The sequence below is a fragment of the Pseudomonas sp. CFBP13509 genome (genome assembly GCF_005233485.1).
GTDB lineage: Bacteria > Pseudomonadota > Gammaproteobacteria > Pseudomonadales > Pseudomonadaceae > Aquipseudomonas > Aquipseudomonas marginalis.
In genome coordinates this window covers 30,447-45,847 of record NZ_QGAA01000018.1, presented here as the reverse complement: position 1 = coordinate 45,847, position 15,401 = coordinate 30,447, and the positions used below count along the sequence as shown (strand labels likewise).

Sequence of the window (15,401 nt, the reverse complement as noted above, 5' to 3'; positions counted from 1 at the left end):
GTTGTTACAAAATGAGTAATCCCGATTCATGACAAGGACTGTTACTGAAAGCGCAACAGTTTGAGGGCGAGCCATCCATTCCCCTGATAACCCGCCATCCACCCAATCCATGGGCCCGCCCACACCCCGGCCAGAGCGGCTTGTCATCCTTTCGAGCGATAGAGCGAATCCCTCCTTGGTGCGCTTATCGCTCCTGATGCGCGGCAGTAGGGTGAGGCCTTCTGTCACTCACCGGGGAAGACGCATGACAAAAACAACAATGCGCGCCATCTTCACGCCACAGGCGCTGGCCGCTGCGGTTGCGTTGGGTTGCTGTGCCCAGGCACAGGCTGTTTCCTTCAACATTGGCGAGATCGAAGGGCAATTCGACTCCTCGCTGTCGGTCGGCTCGAGCTGGGGCATGCGCGATGCCGATAAAAAGCTCGTGGGCACCGTCAATGGCGGCACGGGCCAGGCTTCCACGGGGGATGACGGGCGTCTCAACTTCAAGAAGGGCGAGACCTTCTCCAAGATCTTCAAAGGCCTGCATGACCTGGAGCTGAAATACGGCGATACCGGTGTGTTCGTGCGCGGCAAATACTGGTACGACTTCGAACTCAAGGACGAAGACCGCGAGTTCAAGCAGATCAGCGACCACAACCGCAAGGAAGGCGCCAAGTCCAGCGGCGCGCAGATCCTCGATGCGTTCGTCTACCACAACTACTCCCTGGGCGACCTGCCGGGCACCGTGCGTGCCGGCAAGCAGGTGGTCAGTTGGGGCGAAAGTACCTTCATCGGCAACTCCATCAACAGCATCAACCCGATTGACGTGTCGGCGTTCCGTCGGCCCGGTGCCGAGATCAAGGAAGGGCTGATCCCGGTCAACATGCTGTTCGCGTCCCAGAGCCTGACCAACCAACTGACTGTGGAAGGGTTCTACCAGCTGGAGTGGGACCAGACGGTGCTGGATAACTGCGGCACCTTCTTTGGCAATGACGTGGCGGCGGATGGCTGCACCGGCAACTACACGGTGGGTAGTCCGGCGATTGCCCCGCTCCAACCGATCGCAGCGGCTCGCGGCCAAGGCTTTGTGGTGACCCGCGAAGGTGTGGTGGTGCAGCGTGCCGGTGATCGCGATGCACGGGATTCCGGCCAATTCGGTGCAGCCTTGCGCTGGCTGGGCGATGACACGGAGTACGGCCTGTATTTCATGAACTACCACAGCCGTACGCCGACTGTGGGCACGATTACCGCCAACACCAATCTGGCGACCATCGGTGGTATCGCGGCGGCTGCTCCGGCGGGCTTCGGTTCGGCCCTGGCCCAGAGCACCATGCTCGGCCGTGGCCAGTACTATCTCGACTACCCGGAAGACATTCGCCTGTTCGGCGCGAGCTTCTCCACCACCTTGCCCACCGGCACCGCGTGGACCGGGGAAATCAGCTACCGGCCCAATGCCCCGGTGCAGTTGAACACCACCGACTTGACATTGGCTTTGATCAATCCGATCGCCGGCCAACTCGCTTCACCCATCCGCAGCAACTTCGGTGACGACAACAAGGGCTACCGCCGCAAGGAAATCACTCAGATCCAAAGCACCATGACCCAGTTCTTCGACCAGGTCCTCGGCGCCGAACGCCTGACCCTGGTAGGCGAGGCGGCCGTCGTGCACGTGGCGGGCCTGGAGGACAAATCCAAACTGCGTTACGGCCGTGATTCGGTCTATGGCGCCTACGGTTTCCAGGGTGACACCGACGGTTTTGTCACCTCCACCTCCTGGGGCTACCGCGCGCGGGCGATCCTCGACTACAACAACGCGCTCTTCGGGGTGAACCTCAAGCCCAACCTGTCCTGGTCCCATGACGTGGCCGGCTACGGGCCCAACGGGATCTTCAATAAAGGCGCCAAGGCCCTCAGCGTCGGCGTGGATGCGGACTATCGCAGCACCTACACCGCCAGCCTCAGCTACACCGACTTCTTTGGCGGCGACTACAACACCCTGACCGACCGCGACTTCCTCGCCCTCAGCTTCGGCGTGAACTTCTGATTTGGCTTAAAGAAGGACAAGAATCCATGCGTAAGACAATTGCAGTATTGGCCCTCAGCCTGTTGGCTTCCCACGTGATGGCGGCGGTGTCGCCGGAAGAGGCGGCCAAGCTGGGCACCACCCTGACACCGGTCGGCGCCGAAAAAGCCGGCAACGCCGATGGCTCGATCCCGGCGTGGACCGGCGGTATCCCGAAAAACGCCGGCGCGGTGGACAGCAAGGGCTTCCTCGCCGATCCGTTCGCCAATGAAAAACCGCTGTTCGTGATCACCGCCGCCACGGTGGACAAGTACAAGGACAAACTCTCCGACGGCCAGGTGGCGATGTTCAAGCGCTACCCCGAGACCTACAAGATCCCGGTGTACCCGAGCCACCGTACGGTCAACCTGCCACCGGACATCTACGAGTCGATCAAGCGCAGCGCGCTGAACGTCAAGACGATCAACGACGGCAACGGCCTGGAAAACTTCACCGGTAACCGTTACTACGCGTTCCCGATTCCCAAGAATGGCGTGGAAGTGCTGTGGAACCACATCACCCGCTACCACGGTGGCAACCTGCGCCGCATCATCACCCAGGCCACCCCGCAGACCAATGGCAGCTACACGCCGATCCGCTTCGAGGAGGAAGTGGCGGTGCCCCAGGCGATTCCCGATATCGACCAGGCCAAGGCGGCCAACGTGCTGAGCTATTTCAAGCAATCGGTGACCGCCCCGGCACGCCTGGCGGGTAACGTGCTGCTGGTGCACGAGACCCTCGACCAGGTGAAGGAGCCGCGCCTGGCCTGGATCTACAACGCCGGCCAGCGCCGCGTGCGCCGCGCGCCGCAAGTGTCCTATGACGGCCCGGGCACCGCGTCCGACGGCCTGCGCACCACCGACAATTTCGACATGTTCTCCGGCGCCCCCGACCGCTATGACTGGAAGCTGGTGGGCAAGAAAGAGATGTACATCCCCTACAACAGCTACAAGCTCGATTCGCCGTCGCTCAAATACGACGACATCATCAAGGCCGGTCACATCAACCAGGACCTGACCCGTTACGAACTGCACCGCGTGTGGGAAGTGGTCGGCACGGTCAAACCGAGCGAGCGGCACATCTACGCCAAGCGCCACATGTACATCGACGAAGACAGCTGGCAAGTCGCGCTGGTGGATCACTACGACGGTCGTGGCCAACTGTGGCGCGTCGCCGAAGGCCATGCGCAGTTCTACTACGACCATCAGGTGCCGGCCTACACCGTCGAGACCCTGTACGACATCATTGCCGGGCGCTACATCGCACTGGGCATGAAGAACGAGGAGAAGAGCAGCTTCGTGTTCGGCTTTGCGGCCAAGGCAGCGGACTACACCCCGGCGGCGTTGAGGGCTGAAGGCGTACGCTGATCCCGGATCGAAGCGGAGTCAAAATGTGGGAGGAGGCTTGCCCCCCTCCCACATTGGGTTTTGTGCATGGCCTTCAATCATTGTGCTGAATACTTCTTCAACAACCACCCGCCACAGGACTAGGGTAAGCATCAGGTTGCATAACAATAAAAAAGCAGGATGCAGCAATGACTGCCATGACACGCTGCCTGGACCGTCCTGGATTCATGCCCCGGCTGTCCGCTCACCATCTGCTGCGCCCACGCCTGGCCGAGCCGTTGCTGACGGACCAGGCCAGGGTCAAATTACTCTGCGCCCCCGGCGGCAGTGGCAAGAGCGCGCTGCTCGCCGAATGTGCGTTGCAGGCGCCTGCGGGTTGCCAGGTGTACTGGTTGCCGCTCAATGGCGCGGTGCTCAGCCCCCTCGACCTGTGCCTGCGGCTGGCGCAAAACCTGGGCCTGACGTTTACCGATGAAACCACCTTGCTGCTCGACCTCAGCCGCTGGCAGGCCTCGGCGTGGCTGTTCCTCGATGATTTTTGCCGCTTGCCCACGCCCGACACCGACGCCTTGCTCGACCGCCTGCTCACCGCCAGCAGCCCGGCCCTGACCTGGTGGCTGGGCGCGCGGCGGCGACCGACGTGCAACTGGCCGCGCCTGCTGCTCGACGATGAGTTGCTCGAATGTGGCGCCGAACTGGCCTTCAGCCCTGGGGAAATCCAGCAACTGCTCAGCCATGCACCCGGGCATTCGGTCGACAGCGTGCAGCAATTCAGCGCCGGTTGGTGCGCGGGCGTGCGCATCGCCCTGCTGGGGGATGGGCACCCCGACAAGACCTTGCTCGACTACCTGCGACACGAACTGTTCAGCACACTGCCGCCGGAGCTGGCGGAGGCCTGGCGCGTACTGGCTCATCTGCCGCGCTTCAACGCCGGCTTGTGCGAGCACTTGTTCGGCGCGGGTGACGGTGACCAGTACCTGAGGGATCTGCAGGTGCTCGGCACCTTTATCCAGCCGTGGGAAGACACCGACTGGCTGCAGGTTTTTCCGCCCCTGGCGCAGCTGATGCAACACGAGCCCTGGCCGGCCAAACGCTCCTGGCATCGCCGCGCCTGCCAATGGTTCTGCGCCGAACAGGACTGGCAGGCCGCCTTCGAACAGGCGCTGCTGGCCGAAGAATATGAAATGGCGGTGAGCCTGTTGCAGCATTTCAGTTTCGAGGACCTGTTCCGCCAGCAGAACGCCGTCTTGCTGTTGCACCTGCATGAGCAACATGGCGATGAGTTGATGCTCGGCTCGGCACAACTGGTGGGGCTGGTGACGGCGGCGTTGCTGTTTGTCGGGCGTTTCGAGCAGGCAGCGGTGTGCATCGATCAACTGGCCCGGTTTGCCCCGCAACCGACGGCGGCGCAACAGCGGTATTTGTTGGCGCGCTGGCAGGCGCAATGGGGCTGGCTGCTGCACCTGGGCGGCGATGCCGAGGGCTCGCGCCTGCATTTTCTGGAGGCGCTGCAAGCCTTGCCCGACAGCGCGTGGACCTCGCGGCTGATGTGCCTGTCTGGCCTGACCCAGCAAGCCTTGTTGCGCGGCGAATTGGACGTGGCCCAAAGCCTGAACCGCGAAGCGCTGTGCCTGGCGCGCGCCCATGGTTCGTTGCTGCTGGAGGCGCTGCTAGAGCTGGATCACGCTCAACTGCTGGAACAGCGCGGGGCACCGTACCGGGCCCAGAGCCTGCTGGAAAATGTACAGGCCATGTTACTTGAACAGCGGCTCAAGGCCGGCCCCTTGGTGGGGCGTATCGCCTTGCGACGCGGGCACCTGGCCTTGCGCCAGGGCCAGGACAGCCTGGCCGCCGAGTGTTTCGACACGGGCTTGAAGATGTGCCTGCACAGCCAGGACAAGCGCGTGCTCTACGGCTTTCTCGGCCTGGCGCTGTTGGCTGCCAACCGTGGCGATTACGCCCAGGCCTTTGTCCAGTTGCGTGAGGCCGAGCGGCTGATGCAGCAACGCCAGGTGCCGGACACGGTGTACCGCGCGGTGCTGCTGTTGGTCAGCGGGCACTTCTGGTTGCAGCAGGGGCGCGCCGAATTGACCGTGGAAGCGGTGCGTCGCGTGCTGCGTCACTTCCGTGGGCCCCAGGGCAAGCAGGCGCCGCCGGCCACCCTGGAACTGATCCCGCGTCTTGAATACCTGTTGGTGCTGGCGGAGGTGAAGCTGGGCTGCGCCGAGCAACCGCTGGAACGGCTCAACGCCTTGCTGCAAGCCACCCATCAGCGCGGCATGCTGTGCCTGGAAATCGAACTGCACCTGGTGCTGGGCGAAGTCGCCTGGCAGCTGGGTGATCAGGCCTTGGCGCGCCGCTCGCTGCAAGCCGGCCTGGAGTTGGCCGGGCGTTGCCAGGTGCAGCAAGCGATTCGCGAACTGCGTCTGCGCGCGCCGGGACTGCTGAGTGAGCTGGGCCTGGAACCTCAGGCATCAACCCCCGGCACGGTGGAAAACCCCTTGAGCCAGCGCGAACTGGAAGTGCTGCAACTGATCGCCCTCGGCAGTTCCAACCTGGAGATCGCCGACCGCCTGTTTATCTCCCTGCACACCGTCAAGACCCACGCGCGGCGCATTCACAGCAAGCTCGGCGTAGAGCGGCGTACCCAGGCGGTGGCCAAGGCCAAGACCTTGGGCCTGATGGTTTAGATGAACGCCTGACGGTATTCGCCGGGCGTGGCGCCCATGGCCTGGCGGAAGCGATGGGTAAAGTGGCTGGCGCTGGAAAAACCGCACAGCAGGGCAATCTCGCCCAACGGCAGGGCGCCGCCACGCAGCAGGTTTTGCGCGCGTGTCAGCCGGCGCGCCAGCAGGTACTGATGGGGCGGCAGTCCGAAGCTTTGGCGAAACATCCGTGCGAAATGGTACTCCGACAACGCACACAACCCAGCCAGTTGCCCAAGGCTGATGGGCTCCTCCAAGTGCTGGTCGATGTAGTCCACCAGCAACCGTCGTTGGTAGGCGGCCAGCCCGCCTTTCAACCGCAGGCCTTCGCGGGCGCCCACCTGGCTGAGCAGGGTGTGGCTGAGCATTTCATGGGCGAGGCTGCTGGTAAGCAGGCGTTCGGCGGGCTCGTGCCAGTTGAGGGCGATCAGTTGGTGGAAGCGTTGGGCCAGGCGCTGGTCTTCCAGAAAGGTACTTTCCCGCAGCTCCAGCGTGCGCGGTTCGCGGTCAAGCAGGGTGACGCAGCCCAGGGCAAATTGCTCCGGGCTGAAATACACGTGGGCCAGGCGGATCTCACCGTTGATCACCCAGGCCGATTGGTGCTCGGCAGGCAGGATGCACAGCTTGTCGGGGCCGCCCTTGGTGCCCGGCCGGTCACGCCGAAACGTGCCGGTGCCGCCACCGACATAGCAGGACAAGGTGTGATGGCTGGGCGCCTGGTAGTCCTGGGAATCATGATGGTTGCTCCACAAGGCCGCGGACAAGCCGTCACCGAGCTCGGCGCAGGCTTCCAGGCGTGCGTTGGGCGAGCGGTTAAGGGCTTGGAAGACTTGCAGGGATTCCAGGTCTGGCATGGTGTGTGTTCTCCGACGCCTTGCATCCTACTCCGCGAGGCTGGCGCTGTGATCCCATCGCCCGACAAAAGCGCAAGATTGTGCAAGAGCCTTGCCCGGGTTGAAGGCGACACTGTGGCTCAATCGATGGAGCCCGCTATGAACCTTTCCCTGTATTTACTCACCGTGCTGATCTGGGGCACCACCTGGATCGCCCTCAAATGGCAATTGGGCGTGGTGGCGATTCCCGTGTCCATCGTCTACCGCTTCGGCCTGGCGGCCCTGGTGTTGTTTGCGTTGCTGCTGGTCAGTCGCAAGTTGCAGGTGATGAATCGGCGTGGGCACCTTATCTGCCTGGCCCAGGGGTTGTGCCTGTTCTGTGTCAACTTCATGTGCTTTCTCACCGCCAGCCAATGGATCCCCAGCGGCCTGGTGGCGGTGGTGTTTTCCACGGCCACGCTGTGGAATGCGCTGAACGCCCGGGTGTTTTTCGGCCAGCGGGTGGCACGCACTGTGTTGATGGGAGGCGGCCTCGGGCTGGCGGGCTTGGGCCTGCTGTTCTGGCCGGAACTGGTGGGGCATACCGCCAGCCCGCAGACCTTGCTGGGGTTGGGGTTGGCGTTGCTGGGGACGATGTGTTTCTCGGCGGGCAATATGCTCTCGAGCCTGCAGCAGAAGGCCGGTCTGAGGCCGCTGACCACGAATGCCTGGGGCATGTTGTATGGTTCGTTGATGCTGGCGACCTACTGCGTGGTGCGCGGTATTCCGTTTGAGATGGACTGGAGCGCACGGTACATCGGTGCGTTGTGGTACCTGGTGATTCCGGGTTCGGTGATCGGGTTTACTGCGTACCTGACCTTGGTCGGGCGCATGGGGCCGGAGCGTGCGGCGTATTGCACGGTGCTGTTCCCGGTGGTGGCGCTGAATGTGTCGGCGTTTGCCGAAGGCTACCAGTGGACCGCGCCGGCGTTGGCGGGGTTGGTACTGGTGATGCTGGGGAATGTGTTGGTGTTTCGTAAGCCCAAGGTGGCTCAGCCGGTGAATCCGATCCTCCAGGCAAAGCAGGTCTAGTGTGGGAGGGGGCAAGCCCCCCTCCCACATTTCCTGCATTTCTCACATTTGACCGAGTTGTCTGGTTTATTTGAGCCCTAAACGCTTGGCCATCCGGCCGAGGTTGGCGCGGTCCAGGCCCAGTTCGCGGGCGGCGCTGGCCCAGTTGTGCTGGTGGCGTTCCAGGCAGGCGTTGATGACTTGGCGCTGGTAGTGCTCGGTGGCCTGGCGCAGGTCACCGGTGACGGCCAGGGCGGTTTCTGCCGGTGCTTCGATCACCGGCGTGCTGATGTCGGGCAAATCCAGGTCCTGGGCACTCAGGCTCAGAATCTTCGGGCGTTCGCGACAGTTACCCAGTGCCTTCAACGCACTGCGCCCGATCAAATGTTCCAGCTCCCGCACATTGCCCGGCCAGTTATAGGCCAGCAGCGCCGCCTGGGCATCGCTGGTCAGGCGCAGGCTGCCCAGGCCCATGCGTGAGCGGTTCTGCTCGAGGAAGAAGCCGGCCAGCAGCAACACATCACGCCCGCGCTCGCGCAGGGCCGGCACTTGCAGCGGGTACACGCTCAGGCGATGGTAGAAGTCGGCGCGGTAGCGGCCGTTGCGCACTTCATCGGCGAGGTCGCGGTTGGTGGCGGCGATCAAGCGCACATCCACCTGGTGTTCCTTGTCCGAGCCCAGGCGCTGCAACTGGCCGCTTTGCAGCACCCGCAGCAGCTTGGCCTGCACGCTCAGGGACAACTCGCCCACTTCGTCCAGAAACAGCGTGCCGCCATTGGCCAGCTCGAACTTGCCGCGCCGTTCATTCAGCGCGCCGGTGAAGGCGCCACGCACATGGCCGAACAACTCGCTTTCCACCAGGGTTTCCGGCAGGGCCGCGCAGTTGAGGCTGATCAGTGGTTTGTCCGCGCGGGACGACGCCGCGTGAATGGCCTGGGCCACCAGTTCCTTGCCCACCCCGGTTTCGCCGGTGATCAGTACCGTGAGGTCGCTGCCACCCACCAGCTTGATTTCCTCCACCAGGCGCTTGTGGGTTTTACTCTGGCCGATCATTTCCTTGTGCTGCTGGCCGCTGGCCTGGCGGTAGATTTCGGCCCGCTGGTGTTCGTCTTCGGCCCGCAGGGCCAGGCGTTCGATGCGTTCGGCAACATTCACCGTTGCGGCAGCGAGGCTGGCGAAGGCTTGCAGGGCGTCCAGTTCCACGCGTTCGAAGCGTTCGGTGTCCAGCGCGTCCAGGGTCAACAGGCCCCATGGCAGATCGTCGACAAACAGCGGGCAGCCCATGCAGTCGTGGACTTCCAGGTGGCCGTGCACGCCATCGACCAGGCCGTCGTAGGGATCGGGCAATTCGCTGTCACTGTCAAAGCGTGTGGGCCCAGGGCTGCTGAGCAGCACGGCGAAGCGCGGATGTTCGCTGACCTTGAAGCGGCGGCCCAGGGTGTCTGCGCTCAAGCCATCCACCGCCAGCGGCACCAGCGATTCGCCGTCCAGGCGCAGCAGGGCGGCCGCATCACACGGCAACAGGGCGCGCATGGCTTGCAGCAGGCGTCGATAGCGTTCGCCTTCGGGCAGTTCCCGCGACAGGTCGGCGACCAGCGGCAGCAGGGTGGTGAGCAGTGAGTGTGCAGTCATAATGACTCCTTGTGGTCCGTATGACTATAAGGTGTAGGAGGTCATACTGACTACATATCGCTCAAGCTATTGAAATTAAATGATTTATTAGTTGGCATGAATACTGAGTAGCTAAGGGCAATCAGTAAAGAAGCCCAGGAGGCTCCCATGCTTAGTGCCCAAGACCGTGCCATCGTCAAATCCACCGTGCCCCTGCTGGAAAGCGGCGGCGAAGCGCTGATCACCCATTTCTACCGCATGATGCTCTCCGAGTACCCTGAGGTTCGCCCGCTGTTCAACCAGGCCCACCAGGCCAGCGGTGACCAGCCCCGGGCCCTGGCCAATGGCGTATTGATGTACGCGCGGCATATCGACCAGCTCGACCAACTGGGCGACCTCGTGGCGAAGATCATCAACAAGCACGTCGCCTTGCAGATCCTGCCGGAGCATTACCCGATCGTGGGCGCTTGCCTGCTGCGGGCGATTTCCGAGGTGCTGGGCAGTGAGATCGCCACCCCTGAGGTGATGAATGCCTGGGGCGCCGCGTACGGCCAACTGGCGGATATCCTGATCGGTGCCGAGGCCGCTATCTATACAGAGAAAGCCCAGGCCCCCGGCGGCTGGCGCGGTGCGCGGGCGTTTACCCTGGTCAAGCGTGTGGAGGAGAGCGCCGAGATCACTTCCTTCTATTTCGCGCCGGCGGACAACGGGGCGATCCTCGCGGCCGCGCCGGGCCAATACATCGGCATGAAGCTGGTGCTCGACGGTGAGGAAGTGCGCCGCAATTATTCACTGTCGGCGCTGAGTGATGCAGGTCAGTACCGCATCAGCGTCAAGCGCGAGGCCGGTGGGCGGGTTTCCAACTACCTGCATGACCAGTTGCAGGTCGGTGCGACGATTGACCTGTTTCCACCATCGGGCGAGTTCACCCTGGCGGCCAGCGATAAGCCGTTGGTGCTGATCAGCGGCGGGGTAGGGATCACCCCGACCTTGCCGATGCTGGAGGCTGCGCTGGCCACCGAGCGTCCGGTGCACTTTATCCACTGCGCGCGTAATGGCGGGGTGCATGCGTTCCGCGATTGGGTGGATGCACTGGCGGCCAAGCACCCGCAGCTCAAGCGCTTTTATTGCTATGCCGAGGACGACGGCGTGAGCCCTGCGGCGGATAAGGTCGGCCTGCTGAGCCAGGAGCAACTGGCCGCATGGTTGCCGAAGCAGCGTGACCTGGACGCGTACTTCCTCGGCCCCAAAGGTTTCATGGCGGCGATCAAGCGCCACCTCAAGGCCCTGGGCGTACCCGAGAAACAAAGCCGCTACGAATTCTTCGGCCCGGCTGCCGCGTTGGAGTAACCGCCTTTGGGGGAGTAGGAAGCTTCAAGCCGCAAGCTTCAAGTAAAGGCCGCATCGAAGCCCGCTTTTTACTTGAGGCTTGCAGCTTGCAGCCTGTCGCTATCCCCCAATTAATCCCCTGTTAACCCCTCTCTGTTTAAACCACTCTCTGTGTGTAAACTTGCGGCCATTGGCACAACCAAACAAAGGGATACGGGGATGAGTGACGAATTGCGTTTAGGCAGGGAGCGGCGCTTTCTGGTGTTGCTGGGCATCATCTGCCTGGCGCTGATCGGTGGGGCGTTGTACATGCAGGTGGTGTTGGGCGAGGCGCCGTGCCCGTTGTGCATCCTGCAACGCTATGCCTTGCTGTTGATTGCGATCTTCGCGTTCATCGGTGCCGCCATGCGCACCAAGGGCGCCCTCACGCTGTTCGAAGGCCTGGTGGTACTCAGCGCTCTCGGTGGGGTGGCCGCGGCCGGTCACCATGTGTACACCCAGTTCTTCCCGCAGGTGAGCTGCGGCGTCGATGTACTGCAACCTATCGTCGACGACCTGCCCCTGGCCAAGGTCTTCCCACTGGGCTTCCAGGTCGACGGCTTCTGCAGCACCCCTTACCCGCCGGTGCTCGGCCTGTCCCTGGCGCAATGGGCACTGGTGGCGTTCGTGCTGACGGTCATCCTGGTGCCCCTGGGCATCTATCGCAATCGCCGCCACAAAGGCTGAACCCATCAGTGAAACGCCCCGGTCTTTCTTCAAGGAAGGCCGGGGCGTTTTTGCATGTAGGCTTTTGTGAACAGAGCGTGACGCCGGACAATTTTGGGTGCGCGCAATGTGCGACATGTTGTCACACGGAAGCCGCCGCAGGACGTTTCTGACCCGCCAAACCAGCGCTTAAATTTGCAAAAAGCCTCCAGGATGTGCTGTCAGTTCGTGGTTTGGACGCCGCCACGTACCTCACGTCGTACAAGGCTTTGAGTGATGTCCGAATGCCTTGTTTTATGGGGGGTTGCATAGGTTTCGTAGGGCCTTACGGGGTGTAAGGGCTGTGACGGTTTGCCCTATAACACGGCAATTTTTGTGGTTTTTGTTGAGAATCGAACGCGATAAGATCGCGAACCATTGCAATATTGGTGAAGGATTATTGCTGTAATCGATAAAAATTATTTCTTTATAAGACATGGTTTATACATCGCTAGCTAACTACAATCGCCCGCACTGAATGTCCGGTGCTGCTCAATCTTTGAGCACTGGAGCGGTCGAGGGGCAGATGGACGGCTCTGTGCGACCCCAAGGTTCCGGCAGCCTTTCAACTATCCGCACCAAAGGGAATTGGTCTGTAACAAGGCCTTTAACCACGAAATCGAATAAGAACTCACCGCAGGCTCGTGAAGCGTACCTATATGACGTGACGGGCAGGCTCTTATTCAATCGAAGAGAAATGCCAACCCTTGGCAGGGTGAAGTGTTGGCGATCAAAACCCAACTGCATTGCGCAAGCTGCTTTAGAGGTCGTGAGATGAGTAAAAACAGGTACCCCCGATTACTAGGCTTTTTGCCGCTGCTTGGCATGATGTTAATGCTGGGAGGCTGCAAGTGGACCTTGATGGACCCAAAAGGACAGATCGGTCTGGATCAACGAAACCTGATCATCACTGCCACCCTGCTGATGCTGTTGGTCGTGGTGCCTGTGATCATCATGACCTTTGCCTTCGCCTGGAAATACCGCGCGTCGAACACCAGCGCGACCTACGCGCCTAAGTGGTCGCACTCCACCAAGATCGAAATCGCGGTGTGGCTGGTCCCGATCCTCATCATCATCGCCCTGGGTTACATCACCTATAAGTCGACCCACGAGCTGGACCCATACCGTCCGCTGGAGTCCGACGTCAAGCCAATCAACATCGAAGTGGTCGCGCTGGACTGGAAGTGGCTGTTCATCTACCCGGACCTGGGTATCGCCACGGTTAACCAGATTCGCTTCCCTGAGAACACCCCGCTTAACTTCCGGATCACCTCCGACGCCGTGATGAACTCGTTCTTCATCCCTGCCCTGGGCGGTCAGATCTACGCGATGGCAGGCATGCAGACCCGACTGCACCTGATCGCCAACGAAAAAGCTGAAATGGAAGGCATCTCCGCGAACTACAGCGGCGCTGGCTTCACCGGCATGAAATTCAAAGCGATCTCGACGAGCCAGGAAGATTTCAACGCCTGGGTAGCCGAAGTCAAGGCCGCACCTAAACAGCTTGATCAAGCTGAATACGACGCCCTGACCAAACCAAGCCAGAACAACCCTGTCGCCCTGTACTCCGCGTATGAGCCGAACCTGTTTCAGAAAATCGTCGACAAGTACGAAGGTATGAAGCCAGGCAAGCCGGTCAAGCACGAGAAGAAAGAAGTGGCCGCGGTTGAAGGTTCTGACACGGGCTCGCATTCAACTGCTGGGGCAGAGGAGTAAACGATGTTTGGTAAATTAAGTTGGGATGCGGTCCCGTTCCACGAGCCGATTGTGATGATTACCATCGCCATGATCGCGCTGGGTGGTCTGGCACTGTTTGCAGCAATCACTTATTTCAAGAAGTGGACCTACCTGTGGACCGAGTGGCTGACGTCGGTCGACCACAAGAAAATCGGCGTGATGTACATCATCGTTGCCATGGTCATGCTGCTGCGTGGTTTTGCCGACGCCATCATGATGCGTACCCAGTTGGCCATGGCCACCGAAGGTTCGCCTGGCTACCTGCCGCCTGAACACTATGACCAGATCTTCACCGCCCACGGTGTGATCATGATCATCTTCATGGCGATGCCTTTCTTCACCGGCCTGATGAACCTTGCAGTGCCGCTGCAGATCGGTGCGCGTGACGTTGCCTACCCGTTCCTGAACTCCCTGAGCTTCTGGCTGCTGGTTTCCGGCGTGGTGCTGATCAACGTGTCCCTGGGTGTCGGCGAATTCGCCAAGACCGGTTGGGTTGCGTATCCGCCATTGTCGGGCATCCAGTACAGCCCTGGCGTGGGTGTGGACTACTACATCTGGGCGCTACAGTTATCAGGACTCGGGACGACGCTGACGGGGGTCAACTTCCTGGCCACCGTCCTGAAAATGCGCGCCCCTGGCATGAAACTGATGGACATGCCGATCTTCACCTGGACCTGCACCTGGGCCAACGTCCTGATCGTGGCTTCGTTCCCGATCCTGGCCGCTACCATGGCGCTGCTGTCGCTTGACCGTTACCTGGATTTCCACATTTTCACCAATGAACTTGGTGGCAATCCAATGATGTACGTGAACCTGTTCTGGGCATGGGGTCACCCTGAGGTGTACATCCTGATCCTGCCAGCGTTCGGTATCTTCTCCGAAGTGATCTCGACCTTTACCGGCAAGCGCCTGTTCGGTCACCACTCGATGGTCTACGCATCGGGCGCAATCTCCGTACTGGGCTTCATGGTGTGGCTGCACCACTTCTTCACCATGGGTTCGGGGGCCAGCGTCAACGCCTTCTTCGGCCTGGCGACGATGCTGATTTCCATCCCGACGGGGGTGAAGCTATTCAACTGGCTGTTCACCATCTACCACGGCCGTCTGCGTATCACCAGCCAGGTCCTGTGGACCCTGGGCTTCATGGTGACCTTCGCCATCGGCGGCATGACCGGCGTACTGCTGGCCATCCCGGGTGCTGACTTCGTACTGCACAACAGCCTGTTCGTGATCGCTCACTTCCACAACGTGATCATCGGTGGTGCTGTATTCGGCTACATCGCTGGTTTCAGCTTCTACTTCCCGAAAGCGTTCGGCTTCAAGCTGCACGAAGGTTGGGGCAAGGCTGCATTCTGGTTCTGGATCTCGGGCTTCTTCGTTGCGTTCATGCCGCTCTATGCACTGGGCTTCATGGGCATGACCCGTCGTCTGAACGCCACTACCAACCCTGAGTGGGTGCCGTACCTGTACGTCGCCATGTTCGGTGCAATCATGATCGCTGTGGGTATCGCCTGCCAGTTGATCCAACTGTACGTGAGCATCCGTGACCGTAAGCAGAACGCTTGCGAATCCGGCGACCCATGGAATGGCCACACCCTGGAATGGTCGACCTCGTCGCCACCCCCGTTCTACAACTTCGCGGTGATCCCGACTGCGAACACCATCGATGCGTTCACCGAAGCCAAGGAAGACGGTACTGCGTACCAGCAACCTAAGCACTACGAACCGATCCACATGCCAAGCAACACCGCCACTGGCGTGGTGATGGGTGCGCTGTTGACCGTGTTCGGTTTCGCGATGATCTGGCACATCTGGTGGCTGGCAATCGTGAGCCTGGTGGGCACCATCGGCTACTTCATTGTCCACGCAGCACGTGATGATCAAGGCTACATGGTGCCGGTCGAAACGATCGAGCGCATCGAAGCCGAGCAGCACGCTCGCCTGGTCGCCGAGAAGAAAATCCCGGCCAACCGTGTAGAAACCTCGTTGGAACAGGCTTAAA

10 protein-coding genes are annotated in these 15,401 nt (G+C 61.2%); 8 read left to right on the top strand and 2 right to left on the bottom strand.

Translation table 11 applies throughout. The features are described from left to right. Positions 1-244 precede the first annotated feature (244 nt). The 3 genes from PspCFBP13509_RS24865 (at position 245) to PspCFBP13509_RS24855 (ending at position 6,080) form a co-directional block, all read left to right on the top strand. Positions 245-2,026 (top strand): DUF1302 domain-containing protein, encoded by a 1,782-nt coding sequence (locus PspCFBP13509_RS24865; RefSeq protein WP_074847597.1) that lies wholly within the window; start codon positions 245-247, stop codon positions 2,024-2,026. A 26-nt stretch (positions 2,027-2,052) separates the two neighbouring features. Then, positions 2,053-3,411 (top strand): DUF1329 domain-containing protein, encoded by a 1,359-nt coding sequence (locus PspCFBP13509_RS24860; protein ID WP_027607629.1) that lies wholly within the window; start codon positions 2,053-2,055, stop codon positions 3,409-3,411. Between the two features lie 167 nt (positions 3,412-3,578). Beyond that, positions 3,579-6,080 (top strand): LuxR C-terminal-related transcriptional regulator, encoded by a 2,502-nt coding sequence (locus tag PspCFBP13509_RS24855; protein WP_137212835.1) that lies wholly within the window; start codon positions 3,579-3,581, stop codon positions 6,078-6,080. On the opposite strand, the gene PspCFBP13509_RS24850 is transcribed toward PspCFBP13509_RS24855, so the two are convergent. Further along, on the bottom strand, positions 6,077-6,949 hold the full coding sequence (locus PspCFBP13509_RS24850; RefSeq protein WP_065947204.1) for a helix-turn-helix domain-containing protein: 873 nt from the start codon (positions 6,947-6,949) through the stop codon (positions 6,077-6,079). The genes PspCFBP13509_RS24855 and PspCFBP13509_RS24850 overlap by 4 nt on opposite strands. Positions 6,950-7,087: 138 nt before the next feature. Here PspCFBP13509_RS24850 and PspCFBP13509_RS24845 point away from each other — a divergent pair, with 138 nt between their 5' ends. Next, entirely contained in the window at positions 7,088-7,999 is a 912-nt protein-coding gene (locus PspCFBP13509_RS24845) for a DMT family transporter (RefSeq protein ID WP_065925991.1), read from the top strand. Positions 8,000-8,065: 66 nt separating this feature from the next. Here PspCFBP13509_RS24845 and norR read toward each other — a convergent pair whose 3' ends face one another. Further along, positions 8,066-9,610, bottom strand: a complete 1,545-nt coding sequence (gene norR / locus PspCFBP13509_RS24840) for a nitric oxide reductase transcriptional regulator NorR (RefSeq protein ID WP_137212834.1) — start codon at positions 9,608-9,610, stop codon at positions 8,066-8,068. 147 nt (positions 9,611-9,757) lie between these two features. On the opposite strand from norR, the gene hmpA reads away from it, so the two are divergent. The 4 genes from hmpA to cyoB all read left to right on the top strand — a co-directional run bounded on the left by hmpA (position 9,758) and on the right by cyoB (position 15,400). Next, positions 9,758-10,939 (top strand): NO-inducible flavohemoprotein, encoded by a 1,182-nt coding sequence (gene hmpA / locus PspCFBP13509_RS24835; RefSeq protein ID WP_065925993.1) that lies wholly within the window; start codon positions 9,758-9,760, stop codon positions 10,937-10,939. Between the two features lie 198 nt (positions 10,940-11,137). Then, positions 11,138-11,644, top strand: a complete 507-nt coding sequence (locus tag PspCFBP13509_RS24830) for a disulfide bond formation protein B (protein WP_027607623.1) — start codon at positions 11,138-11,140, stop codon at positions 11,642-11,644. Positions 11,645-12,436: 792 nt separating this feature from the next. Continuing rightward, complete coding sequence (cyoA, locus tag PspCFBP13509_RS24820) at positions 12,437-13,378, top strand: ubiquinol oxidase subunit II (RefSeq protein WP_027607622.1); 942 nt, start codon at positions 12,437-12,439, stop codon at positions 13,376-13,378. Between the two features lie 3 nt (positions 13,379-13,381). Then, positions 13,382-15,400: a cytochrome o ubiquinol oxidase subunit I gene (cyoB, locus tag PspCFBP13509_RS24815; RefSeq protein ID WP_065925995.1), complete on the top strand. Its 2,019-nt coding sequence runs from the start codon at positions 13,382-13,384 to the stop codon at positions 15,398-15,400. The last annotated feature ends 1 nt before the right edge of the window (position 15,401 follow it).